Here is a 13,180-nt window from a genome sequence, read left to right on the forward strand (position 1 = left end):
TACTGAATAGTTTTCTTCTTTTAATTTTTTGTTTATAGTATTACTAAAATCTAAACCTAAATTTACGACATACGGATAACCTGGTTGTAATTGCTGGCACTTGAGGAACAGCATAAGTTTTGTCACGTTATTGTTTAAATTTAGTTTTTGAAAAGTGATACTTTGGTAATAAATCAATAATAAAGTTAGAAGTAACGAATTCGTTATCTGGTAGATTTCCTGAATCAGTAAGTGTTCTAAACTCACTATTATTGCCACCAGTTATATTTATTTATGCAAAGTAGGTTTTAGTAGCATCGATGGCTCTATTCGAGGTTTTGGTTTTTCTAAATCGTATTAGAGGTCAAATGTCAACCGAAATATTACGCTCTGGGTTAATTACAAAAAAAATTCAAATTTATATGCAATGTCTTTTGAGAGCAGATATTATGAAGCTACTAAGGTTTTTCTAGAGCCCAATTCTATAAAAACATATGTTAAATATAAGCCTGAGCGCGTTCTTTTCTTTAGTTAAAGGAACTCCTTTTTTTAGATTTTCATTTTTTTTATTTTCATTTTAATTGAAAGAACTTTAACAGTTGCTAACGCGCAGAATTTCAATGCGTTATTCTATATTTTTAATTATTATTTAAATTTAGTCTAAATAAACTTGCGTAAACTAAGATTCATTTTTATTTTTGCATAAAAATTACAAGTCTATTTGTAATTAGTCTAAATAAGAATAAACAGAAATAATCAATAACAAATGAACAAATTAGTATTAGGTTTTGCGGCTTTAGCAATATTAGGATTAACATCATGCTCAAATGACGATGATAATACACCAATTTTACCACCTACAAATAATGTAACGGCTCCAGATACGTATGTATTTGAAAGAAATGGCGCTAATACAGTGTTTTATACCGGACAAACAACACGTATTTTAATGGCAGAAGAATTAATCGCTGCAATTAAAGACCCATCAAAAACAGAAATCGAATTGGATGCTATGTTTGCGCACCAAGAGGGCGCTACCGATTTTTCTGATGCAACTTTAAATGCTTCAGGTAAAAGTGTAAGAAGTAAAACGGCGGCATCTACAGATTTCTTTTCTGCAAATACTACAGTCGCTAATGCAATAAAAGCAGACTTTGACGGGTATATTTCAGATCAAGCAAATAATGTCTTCCCTAATTGGGGAAATACAGCAAGTATAGGTGTTGCAGGGCAAATACAAGAAGCAGCTGGTGGCACTACGCGCTACGTAAATGGTAAAGGATTAGAGAATAACCAAGCACTAAACAAAGGTTTAATTGGTGCTTTGATGATAGATCAAATGCTTAACAGTTACTTAGGAACGGCAGTTTTGGATGCTGGCGATAATAGAGCTAATAACGATGCTGCTATTTTGGATGGTTCTAATGACTACACTACAATGGAGCACAAATGGGATGAAGCTTTTGGTTATTTATATGGTAAAGAGGTTAATGCTGCAATGCCAGCTTTAGGGGCAGATAACTTTTTAAATAAATACTTAGCACGTGTGGAAAATGATACTGATTTTGCTGGTATTGCTATGGATGTTTACAACGCGTTTAAATTAGGTCGTGCAGCAATTGTAGCTAAAAATTATGAAGTTCGTGATGCGCAAGCAGAAATTATAAGAGGAAAAATATCTGAAATTGTAGGGATTAGAGCCGTCTATTATTTACAACAAGCAAAAGGGAGTTTAGGTACAGATTGGGCAGCTGCTTTTCATGATTTGTCTGAAGGTTACGGTTTTATATACAGCTTACAGTTTACAAGAAAGGCAGGAACTAACGAACCTTATTTTACAAAAACAGAAGTTGATGGCTTTATTGCTACGTTAATGGCCGGAAATGGATTTTGGGAGCTTACAGGAAGTCAATTAGATGCAATGTCTAATACTATTTCTGCTGAATTTAATTTTACTATTGCACAAGCAGGAAGTTAATTAATTACTTAGAACAATTATAAATAGTGTTCGTGTTTTTTTATTAAACGAGCACTATTGCTTACTTTTGCAAAGTTAAAAAAAAATAAAATTATATCAAGATGATTAAAAAAATAATAGCAGTAGCCATTTTTAGTTTAGCCATATTTGCATGTTCAGAATCTGACGATGCAATTTCTGGCAATGCATCAAGTGACACCTTTAACAGAGCGGCAATGCTTACCAATATTGCTGACAATATTATTATACCGGCATATCAAGATTTGGAGTCAGATTTAAACACATTGGTAGCGTCTAAAGCTGTTTTTGTTGCGAATGTAAACCAAGCGAATTTAGAGACTTTAAGAACCGATTGGTTTAGTGCATACAAAACATACCAAGCTGTTCAAATGTTTCAAATTGGTAAAGCAAAAGAAGTTTTCTTTGAAGCGCAAATGAATATTTACCCAACAAATACAACAGATATTGAAAATAATATTGCGACTGGTAATTACGATTTGTCAAATGTAAATAATAACGATGCTGTTGGTTTTCCTGCTGTAGACTATATGTTGTATGGCTTAGCAGATAGTGACTCAGCTATTTTAGAGGTGTATACTAATGTTAATCACAAAAATCACCTGTCAGATTTAATTAACAGAATGCAGTTACTAACTAATACTGTAGTCACAGATTGGACGTCGAGCTACAGAGATGGTTTTGTCGTTAATACAAACAATATAGAGTCTGGTGCTGTAAACCAAATACTAAATGCTTACGTTTTTTATTATGAAAAGCGATTAAGAGCAGATAAAGTGGGTACGCCATCAGGAGTGTTTTCAAGTACACCGCTACCCTCTAAAGTGGAAGCGCTTTACAAAGAAGATAATTCTAAAGAATTATTACTAGTTGCTTTAGATGCTGTGCAAGATGTGTTTAATGGAAAAGCATACAACAGTAATATTGAAGGCGAAAGTTATAAAACCTATTTAATGGGCTTAAATAGAAATGATTTAGTCGAAGTCATAAATACGCGTTTTGATAGTGCGAGACTAAAAGTACAAGCTTTAAATTCAAATCTAAAAAATCAGGTTGAAACAGATAATAGTAAAATGACAGACGCTTATGATGCGATTCAATTAGCCGTTGTCTCTTTAAAGTCTGATATGTTATCCGCCTTAAATGTTAGTGTAGAATATATTGATGCAGATGGTGATTAATCTAAAAAGATTAAAGTAAAGCTTGTCTAGAACCTTTTTAAAGACTGCGTTTTTTTGTATCATGAATAACACTTTAAAAACATATTTAAGACAAACCACAAATGCAGCACCGTTAGCTGTATTTCGCATAGGCTTTGGATTAATGATGTTATATAGTATTATTCGGTACTGGGCAAAAGGTTGGATTGAAACCATTTATATACAACCAGAATTTCATTTTAAGTATTATGGGTTTGAATGGGTGAAAACCTGGGGTGATTACACCTATCTTTTATTTGTCGTCTGCGGAATTGCTGCGCTTTTAGTCGCGATAGGCTTTAAATACCGTTTGGCAATTATAACTTTTTTTTAAGTTTTACGTACATTGAACTTATTGAGAAAACCACATATTTAAATCATTATTATTTTATAAGTGTCCTTAGTTTTTTATTGATTTTTTTGCCTGCAAATAAATACTTTTCTATTGATGCGTACCGTAATAAAATACAATATAGAAATATACCAAAATGGACAAGCGATAGTATAAAATTACTATTAAGTATTGTTTACATTTATGCAGGATTAGCCAAGATCAATAGCGATTGGTTACTTAAAGCCATGCCTTTAAAAATATGGTTGCCGTCTAAATATGATGTGCCATTAATTGGTAATACCTTAATGCATCAAAATTGGTTTCATTATGCCATGAGTTGGTCTGGTATGTTTTATGATTTGCTCATTCCTTTTTTTCTATTATACAAGAAAACGAGAGGCGTGGCGTTTTTCTTTGTCGTAGTTTTTCATGTTTTTACACGTGTGTTGTTTCCAATTGGGATGTTTCCGTATGTAATGATTATTAGTACGCTTATATTTTTTGATGCTAATCTTCATATTAAAATTATTAGTTTTATTAAAAAATTCGTGCGTATTTCTTCCGCGAAAGCGATACAAACCAAAGCAGTGTTTCAATCAAAAAAGAACAGAATTATTATACCAATTGTAGGCGTGTTTTTGGTGTTGCAATTACTTATTCCATTTCGATACCTTTTATATCCTGGTGAGCTATTTTGGACTGAAGAAGGCTATCGTTTTTCATGGCGAGTTATGCTCATGGAAAAAATGGGAAATACCACGTTTAAAATAACAAATGGAGAAACAAATACTTTTTTTTATGTTAATAATAGTGATTTCTTAACGCCCTTGCAGGAAAAGCAAATGAGTTTTCAACCAGATTTTATTATTGAATATGCGCATTTCCTAGGGAATCATTTTAAAAATCAAGGCCATCAAAATGTACACGTTTACGCTAAAAGTTATGTCGCATTAAATGGTAGATTAAGTGAGCCATTTATAGATGAAACCGTAAATTTGTATGCCGAAAAAGAATCATTTAAACCCAAATATTGGATTTTACCATTTAACGATGACATTAAAGGATTATAAATTATTTATCGCTTGTTTTTTATGTATGTTTTTTAGCATTGCACAAAACAAAATTTCTGGAACTATTACAGAAGCATCTTCTAACAAACCATTAGAAAATGTAGAGATTTACGATAAAGATGCTGGGTTATTAGCGCGCTCTAATGCGCTAGGTTACTACACCTTTGAAACTGAAAAAGAAACCCTAACTATCGCCTGTTTTTCTTACGAGTTTGAAGTTGTAGAACAAACAGTAAGCACAACTAAAAATAGTGTATTTGACATTACATTAAATGCGTTGTCTCAAACGCTTTCTGAAGTAGAACTGACGTCTAGAAAAGTAAAAATATTTGCTTTAAAACGTTTAAGAGATTTTGAAGAAACTTCTATTTATGCAGGTAAAAAAACTGAAGTGGTTTTAGTGGAGCAGTCTATGGCAAACTTAGCGTCTAATAATGCTAGGCAAATATACAGTCAAGTGGCTGGTTTAAACATTTATCAGAATGACGATGCAGGTTTACAATTAAATATTGGAGGTCGCGGTCTAGATCCTAATAGAACGGCAAGTTTTAATACTAGGCAAAACGGTTACGATATTAGTGCAGATGTTTTGGGGTATCCAGAGAGTTATTACACACCAGCAGCAGAGGGTTTAAGCGAAGTTCAAATTATTAGAGGTGCAGCTTCTTTGCAGTATGGAACACAGTTTGGGGGTTTAGTGAATTTTAAAATGAAGACCCCTAATGCTCATAAACCTTTCGAATTTATAACAAGAAATACAGTAGGAAGTAATGGTTTATACACCAACTTTACAAGCGTAAGTGGTACAAAAAACAAACTGAGTTATTATACGTTTTTCAATTACAAAAAAGGCGACGGGTTTAGACCAAATTCTAATTTCGAATCTAAAAATGTGTATTCACATGTTGGTTATCAGTTTAACGACAACACAAAGTTAACTGGAGAAATTACTTATTTAAGATATTTAGCAAAACAAGCTGGTGGTTTAAACGACAGGCAATTTGATGAGAATCCTTATCAAAGTAATCGTGCGCGTAATTGGTTTCAGGTCGATTGGTTATTGTATAATCTGAAACTATCGCATTCGTTTTCAGAAAACACGAATTTTACTTTTAATGCTTTTGGCTTAGATGCTAATAGAGTTGCTTTAGGGTTTAGAGATAGGCGAACAGATGTTTCAGATCCAGGAAATGCTAGAGATTTAATTAGTAGCGATTTTAATAATTATGGTTTTGAAACACGGTTATTAACTAAATATAAAATTGCAGATAAAAAAGCCGTTTTTTTGGTAGGAGCTAAGTTTTATAAAGCTGAAAATGGATATTCTCAAGGGCCAGGTAGTAATGGTAATGATCCCGATTTTTCTTCAGCAATAGAAGCATACCCTTCTTATCCAACACAATCAGATTATAATAACCCAAACCTAAACCTCGCTGCTTTTAGTGAAAATATTTTTTATATTAATGATAAATTATCGATTACTCCGGGTGCTAGGTTCGAATATATAAAAACAGCAAGTGTTGGTGTAATACAAACGTTTAATTTTGATGGTGCAGGAAATCCTATTGATGCAGGAACACAAGCTCAAGATATTGAAAACCAACGTGCTTTTGTGCTTTTAGGACTTGGAGTGAGTTATAAATCTTCTAAAGCTCTAGAGTTTTATGGTAATATTTCGCAAAATTATCGCTCGATTACTTTTGGAGACTTAAACATTGTAAATCCGTCTAATGCTGTCGATCCAAATTTAAAAGACGAATCTGGTTTTACAACAGACATTGGTGTTCGTGGTAATATTAATACATATGTGTCTTACAATGCTAATGTATTTGGTTTGTTTTATAGCGATAGAATTGGGTTGATTGATGCTATAATCCCACCAATTAATAACGTTGGAAAATTAAGAGTTAATGTTGGAGATGCTAGAATTTTTGGAATAGAATCGCTAATCGATTTTAATCTTAAAAAAATCTTTAATCTAAATGAAGGGTTTAGCGCTAACTATTTTATCAATGCTTCTTTTGTAACTTCAGAATACACATCTACTAATTTTGACAATACTAGTAGTGATGTAAGAGTCGGTAATAAAGTAGAATTCATTCCAGAAGTTAATATAAAAACAGGCTTGCAATTTGGGTATAAAAACTTGTTGTCTAATATACAATACACCTATTTATCGTCGCAATTTACAGATGCCGGTAACGATCCTGGTGGCGATAATTTAAATAGTATTGTGGGTGTAATTCCTAGCTACAACGTTTTAGATCTTTCTGTATCTTATAAATACAAACGTTTTAAATTAGAAGCCGGTATCAATAACGTTTTAGATAATATGTACTTTACAAGACGTGCAACTGGATATCCTGGACCAGGGATTATACCATCGGCAAATCGAAATTTTTATACCACATTACAAGTTCAATTATAAATTATTTTATATGAAAAAAATGTATTTTATCTTGCTAGCTGTACTAGTTTTTGGAGCTTGTAAAAACGACAAGGGTAATGGCATAGAAGGTCCTGTTTTAGTAAAAAAAATGCAAGAAATTAATGTTTATACGCACAGACACTATCCTGCAGATCAAGAGTTATTTGCGAATTTTGAAAAACAGACAGGAATAAAAGTCAATGTGGTCAATGCAAAAGCAGATGAGCTGATGCAAAAAATGACTAAAGAAGGCGCGCAATGTCCAGCCGATGTTTTAATAACTGTAGATGCGGGACGTTTAGTGCGTGCTAAGGATAAAGGTTTATTACAGTCTGTAGTTTCACCGGTGTTAGAGGTAAACATACCCTCAAATTTAAGAGATGAAGATAACCAGTGGTTTGCTTTAACAAAAAGAGCGCGTGTTATTGCTTATGCTAAAGATCGCGTGAGTCCACAACAATTATCGACTTATGAAGATTTAGCCGCTTCTAAATGGAATAAAAAAATATTAGTGCGATCTTCTGGAAACATTTACAACCAGTCATTACTAGCATCAATTATTGCTAACGATGGTGAGGATGACGCCAGAATATGGGCAAGAAATATTGTTGGTAATATGTCACGGTCACCACAAGGTAACGATAGAGACCAGGTGAAAGCAATAGTTGCTGGAGAAGGAGATATAGCAATTGTAAACACGTATTATATAGGGAAATTATTAAATTCTAGTAATCCGGAAGAGGTTAAAGCAGGAAATGGTGTTGGTCTATTTTTTCCAAATCAGGAAAATCGAGGAACCCATATAAACATTAGTGGAGCAGGTGTTGCTAAATATGCGCCAAATAAAGCGAATGCTATTAAATTTATCGAATATTTATCTGGTGTGGAGGCGCAAGAAGTATTTGCAAAAGCAAATTATGAGTATCCTGTTAATAGTGCCGTTGAGCCTTCAGACTTATTGAAAAGTTGGGGGGATTTTAAGGCAGATAGTTTACTGTTATCTACTTTGGGTAACAATAACAAAAAGGCTGTTTTAGTATTCGATGAGGTAGGTTGGAAGTAGAGTTTTAATATGAAATACCTAAAGCATTTTAGAAGAAATATAAACAAGTGGTCAATATTTACAGTGGTCCTTGTGCTTCTTATAGGAATACCAATAATTACAATCTTTTTAAAAATATTTCTAGGTCCTGGAGAATCATGGCTTCATATTATTGAGAATGTGCTATTAGATTACACTCTAAACTCAATATTTTTAATATTTGGTTGTACAGTAATTACTGTTTTGTTTGGCGTTTCTAGTGCATGGATAGTGAGCCGATATACCATCCCTTTTCAAAAGCAATTAGAATGGATGTTAATTTTACCATTGGCCATACCATCGTATATAACAGCTTACGCTTATGCTGGGTTTTTCGATTATGGAGGTACACTAGAATTAATGCTAAAAGCAATAGGTATTATTGGTGTTAAATTTAATATTACAAATATTTTCGGACTCATATTTATTCTAGGCGTTTCGCTTTTCCCATATGTTTATGTGAGTGCGCGTTCCGTTTTTTTATATCAATCCGCACGCTTAATAGAAGCCTCAAAAATGCTAGGTGTTGGAGAACAAAAAACATTTTTTAAAATAGTTTTGCCAATAGCAAGGCCTGGAATTGTAGGTGGTTTACTATTGGTTTTAATGGAAGTGCTTAACGATTATGGAGCAGCACAATATTATGGTGTAAGTACTTTTACTACTGGTATTTTTAGATCTTGGTTTGCTCTGGAAGAACCTGCTACAGCAATTTATTTATCTGCAATATTATTAATTGTTGTCTTCGCTATTATAGGTATTGAACGTTGGCAGAGAGGTTCTAAAAACTATGCAATAGCCAATAAAAGTGATATAGAATTATCAAAAATCGAGGTTTCAAAAAAGCGAAGGTTTGTGCTGTTTCTTATCGTTTGTATTCCTGTAATTAGTGGTTTTTTATTGCCGCTATTTCAACTCGTGTATTGGAGTGTTTTAACCGCTTCTAATGTGGTGTCTATTGCCTTTTTTAAAATTGCATTTCAAAGTTTTGGTGTCGCTTTTTTAACCGCTTTTCTAACCGTATTTCTGGCATTGTTAATTTTGTATTTTCCAAAATGGAATCGTTTACAATGGCTTCGTAAAAGCTCTAGAATTGCTATTTTAGGTTATGCTATTCCTGGTGCGATTATAGCAATTGGTGTTATGATACCGACCTTGCAATTTGACAAATGGATGATTAGTTTTTTTAAAAATAATTTTGAAATAGCTATAGGTCTAATAATTAATGGAACCATTATAGTGTTAATCTATGCTTATATCATAAGGTTTTTGGCAGTGGCTTTTAATCCTATCGAAGCCGCACAGTCTAAAATTGGTAAGACTTTAATAGAGTCTTCCAACCTTTTAGGAAGGACTAATTTAATCACTTTTGTTAAAATCGATTTTCCTTTATTAAAAACGGCATTGTTAAGTGCTTTTATATTAGTTTTTGTAGATGTTATGAAAGAGTTGCCATTAACACTTATTCTTAAACCGTATAACATAAATACATTAGCTGTAAAAGCCTATGAGTATGCCAGCGATGAATTAATTATGGAAGCTGCACTGCCATCCTTATGTATTATATTAACAGGTGTTTTACCTATCATTTTGTTAAATAAACTTATCTTGAACGGAAATAAAAAATAGCAGTTTAATTATGATGTCGATGCTTCATTTAGGCGGTTATATTACATTTTAAAAAATAGTATATTGAAGTACATTTTAGAAATTATAGGATTATCAAAAACGTTTGCTCAAAGTAAAACGGCAGTTATTAATATTATCGATTTAAAAATTAAAACGGGTGATATTCTTGCTATCGTTGGCGAGAGTGGAAGCGGTAAAACAACATTGGCGCGTCTAATTGCAGGATTAGAAACACAGGATTATGGAACCATAATATTAAATGATACCACCATTGCGTGTGATACTATATTTAAGGCGCCAGAAAATAGAAATATTGGGATGGTGTTTCAAGATTATGCTTTGTTTCCTCACCTAACGGTTTCCGAGAATGTGGGCTATGGCCTTTCAAAAAAAGCAAATAAATTGGAACGTATTGCTGCGGTTTTAGAACGTGTGGGCTTACATGGCTTTGACAATAGGTTTCCATTTCAGCTTTCTGGAGGACAGCAACAGCGTGTTGCACTGGCTAGAGCTTTAGCACCAGAACCAGAGCTTTTAATTTTAGACGAGCCTTTTAGTAACCTAGATACTAATCTTAAAATAAAATTACGCAATGATATTTTTGATATTTTAAAGCAAACTAATGTAACGGCATTATTTGTTACGCATGATACCCAAGACGCTATCGCTATTGCAGATGAAATTATTGTATTAAAAGAGGGGGGGATTATACAAAAAGGTGCGCCAAAGAAAGTCTATAAATGCCCAAATAGCAGCTATGTGGCTTCGCTTTTTGGGGCTTTAGTTCCCTTGCAACAAGAGGACTTATTCTGTTTTGGTTTTAAACCTGAAGCTCATAAACGTTATGCTTTAAGAATTGAAGATTTTAAGATTAATGAAGCAGCAGATTACGTATTAAAAGCACAGGTTTTAAAATGTCAGTTTGCTGGTCAAGGTTTTTTAAATACCGCAGTATTACCTAATAAGTCGATTGTTAATATGACAACTCGTAGTAAAATTGAAGGATTTTTTACATTGGGATTTAAAAATAATGATCTGTTAGTGTTTAGTTAATAAACTGCTATTTATTAATCATATTAATTCTTAGTAAATTATTCATACTATATCCAAATAATGCACCTTCCAATAAATCTTTTAATGTCTCTAATTCTGTATAGGTTATAACAATACAAGTATCTTTTGAAGGCGTTTCTAATAGATAAGATTCACAATTCTCTTTTTTGTTATTGCTTTTGTCATTAGCTATTTCATTTTGTAAGCGCTTTATGGTCTTAAGAAATTTTTCTATTTTTTTTGTAGATAGACACATACTTAAATTAAGGAAAACAAGTTGGATTTTTTTTCCGTTGCGTGAGTTATCAAAATTCCAAGTAAATGTTATGCCTATGCTGTTGTGGTATATTCGATTTATATCTTTCAAAATAATTATTTTAATTGTGCACTAATATTTTAGAGTTCTCGTATATTTTTTTGCATAAAAATTCACGATCATCAGGATGTGCTATTTGTATTATCGCCTTAGCTCTCTCCTTAAGGTTTTTAGCATAAAGAGAAGCTACACCATATTCTGTGACTACAAATTGTACATGTGCTCTTGTGGTAACAACCGAAGCTCCAGTTTTTAGAGTAGGCACTATTCTAGGGATACCCTTGCTGGTTCGCGATGGTAAAGCTAAAATGGCTTTTCCGCCTTTAGATAGCGTAGCGCCTCTTATAAAATCCATCTGTCCACCAACTCCAGAATAGTGCTTAGTCCCAATAGAATCAGCACAGACTTGGCCATATAAATCTATTTCAATAGCACTATTAATGGCAGTGACTTTAGGGTTTTGCCGTATCGTTCTTGTGTCATTAACATAGCCAACATCCATCATATTTACTATAGGATTATTGTCAATAAAATTATAAATACGTTTTGTGCCAAAGGCAAAACCAGAAACAATCTTGCCAGGTTCAGTTACTTTTTTGCTTCCATTTATTACTCCACTTTCTACCAAATCTATAATGCCATCAGAACACATTTCTGTATGAATACCTAAATTTTTATGATTACTTAAGTAGTTTAAGGCCGCATTGGGTATGCCTCCAATTCCCATTTGAAGTGTAGCACCATCATCTACAAGATTAGCAATATTTTTTCCTATTTCGTTTTCTAGATTGCTAATCGGTTTAATAGGCATTTCATGTAAAGGCTCATCTACATCTATAAAAGAATGGATTTTGTTTAAATGTATTATTCCATTGCCATGAACAAAAGGCATATTTGGATTTACTTGTGCAATAATATATTTTGCTGTATCCACAGCTGCATTGGATATGTCCACCGAACAGCCTAAGGAACAAAACCCTTTTTTGTTGGGAACAGACACGGTAATTAAAGCGACATCTATTGGCATTCTGCCACTTCGAAATAGTGCTGGTATCTCACTTAAAAAAATAGGGATATAGTGCGCACTTCCTTTTTGTACATATGGTCTTATGTTATGACCTACGAAAAAGCAATTAATATTGAAACTGTTTTTATATCTTGGGTTTGCATAGGGTACAGGTCCTTCTGTATGAGCCGAAATAATATTAACATTCTCTAGTTCGTTATGTCTATTGGTCATTGCTTGAATAAGTATGCCAGGAGCCGCTGCGGCTGTGTGTATAAATACTCTGTCTCCAGATTTAATTATTTTAACGGCGTCTTTAGCAGTTGTTTTATAGGCCATAAGTTGTATGTTTTAGTTAAACAAAATTAGTAATTTAAAATGATTCTAAATAAGGTTTTCTCATAATTTTATTTAATAATGCGACTTTTTTTTTGAAATCATATCAACCAGTAGTTATTATAAGAAACCATCTAAATTTTGGAATATATTCCTCATATTATTTAAAACTTTATTAAATTTGTTACAAACTAAATAGTTATGAATATTTCAATAGAAAAATTATTAAACAATCAAATTAGGTACGAAGCACAAGCGTCTATGCAGTATCTCGCCATGGCCTCTTGGGCGGATTCTACAGGATATAACGGTGTTGCAGATTTCTTTTATAGTCAGTCTGAAGAAGAACGTGCGCACATGATTAAGTTAGTCAAGTTTGTAAATGAAAGGGGTGGAAAAGTAATCATTCCAAAATTAGAAAAGGCGATGGATGATTTTGAAAATTTGAACGAGCTTTTTGAGAAATTTTTAAAAAGTGAAATGTTCGTGACAGAGCAAATAAGTCATGTTATTTATGAGTGTCTTCAACAAAAAGATTATAACGTTCATAATTTCATGCAATGGTATGTCACAGAACAGCTGGAAGAAGAAGCAATGGCAAGAACATTGTTAGATAAGTTAAATATTATTGGTAGTGATAAATCTGGACATTATCTTTTTGATCGTGATATACAGGCTATTGCAGCTTCTCAGGAACAAGAATAAAATAATAAATGGAAACAGATAGCTCTTTTGATTTGGATACCGATTTAA

At 32.9% G+C, this 13,180-nt stretch carries 9 protein-coding genes and 1 pseudogene; 8 read left to right on the forward strand and 2 right to left on the reverse strand.

Annotation, left to right across the window (positions count from 1 at the left end):
• Positions 1–745 precede the first annotated feature (745 nt).
• The 7 genes and pseudogenes from RH82_RS02130 (at position 746) to RH82_RS02160 (ending at position 10,769) form a co-directional block, all read left to right on the forward strand.
• Entirely contained in the window at positions 746–1,957 is a 1,212-nt protein-coding gene (locus RH82_RS02130) for a DUF4856 domain-containing protein (protein ID WP_034057625.1), read from the forward strand.
• A gap of 101 nt (positions 1,958–2,058) precedes the next feature.
• A complete protein-coding gene (locus RH82_RS02135; protein WP_034057626.1) occupies positions 2,059–3,156 on the forward strand; it encodes an imelysin family protein in 1,098 nt (365 codons plus the stop codon).
• Positions 3,157–3,217: 61 nt separating this feature from the next.
• Positions 3,218–4,578: pseudogene (locus tag RH82_RS02140) on the forward strand (HTTM domain-containing protein).
• Entirely contained in the window at positions 4,559–7,006 is a 2,448-nt protein-coding gene (locus RH82_RS02145; RefSeq protein ID WP_034057733.1) for a TonB-dependent receptor domain-containing protein, read from the forward strand. Before RH82_RS02140 ends, RH82_RS02145 begins: the two are co-directional and overlap by 20 nt.
• A 19-nt stretch (positions 7,007–7,025) precedes the next feature.
• On the forward strand, positions 7,026–8,069 hold the full coding sequence (locus RH82_RS02150) for a Fe(3+) ABC transporter substrate-binding protein (protein ID WP_241147987.1): 1,044 nt from the start codon (positions 7,026–7,028) through the stop codon (positions 8,067–8,069).
• A gap of 9 nt (positions 8,070–8,078) precedes the next feature.
• Positions 8,079–9,716, forward strand: a complete 1,638-nt coding sequence (locus RH82_RS02155) for an ABC transporter permease (protein WP_034057630.1) — start codon at positions 8,079–8,081, stop codon at positions 9,714–9,716.
• Positions 9,717–9,779: 63 nt separating this feature from the next.
• Positions 9,780–10,769, forward strand: a complete 990-nt coding sequence (locus RH82_RS02160) for an ABC transporter ATP-binding protein (RefSeq protein ID WP_241147988.1) — start codon at positions 9,780–9,782, stop codon at positions 10,767–10,769.
• A gap of 7 nt (positions 10,770–10,776) precedes the next feature.
• Here RH82_RS02160 and RH82_RS02165 read toward each other — a convergent pair whose 3' ends face one another.
• Together RH82_RS02165 and RH82_RS02170 are read right to left on the reverse strand one after the other, a co-directional pair.
• Positions 10,777–11,136 (reverse strand): DUF6686 family protein, encoded by a 360-nt coding sequence (locus RH82_RS02165; RefSeq protein WP_316930888.1) that lies wholly within the window; start codon positions 11,134–11,136, stop codon positions 10,777–10,779.
• Between the two features lie 10 nt (positions 11,137–11,146).
• Positions 11,147–12,430, reverse strand: coding sequence for an acetyl-CoA hydrolase/transferase family protein (locus RH82_RS02170; protein WP_034057635.1), 1,284 nt, complete (start codon positions 12,428–12,430; stop codon positions 11,147–11,149).
• A gap of 198 nt (positions 12,431–12,628) precedes the next feature.
• Here RH82_RS02170 and RH82_RS02175 point away from each other — a divergent pair, with 198 nt between their 5' ends.
• Positions 12,629–13,132 (forward strand): ferritin, encoded by a 504-nt coding sequence (locus RH82_RS02175; protein WP_034057637.1) that lies wholly within the window; start codon positions 12,629–12,631, stop codon positions 13,130–13,132.
• Positions 13,133–13,180 lie beyond the last annotated feature (48 nt).

The sequence above is a fragment of the Lacinutrix jangbogonensis genome (assembly GCF_000797445.1).
GTDB classification, from domain to species: domain Bacteria; phylum Bacteroidota; class Bacteroidia; order Flavobacteriales; family Flavobacteriaceae; genus Lacinutrix; species Lacinutrix jangbogonensis.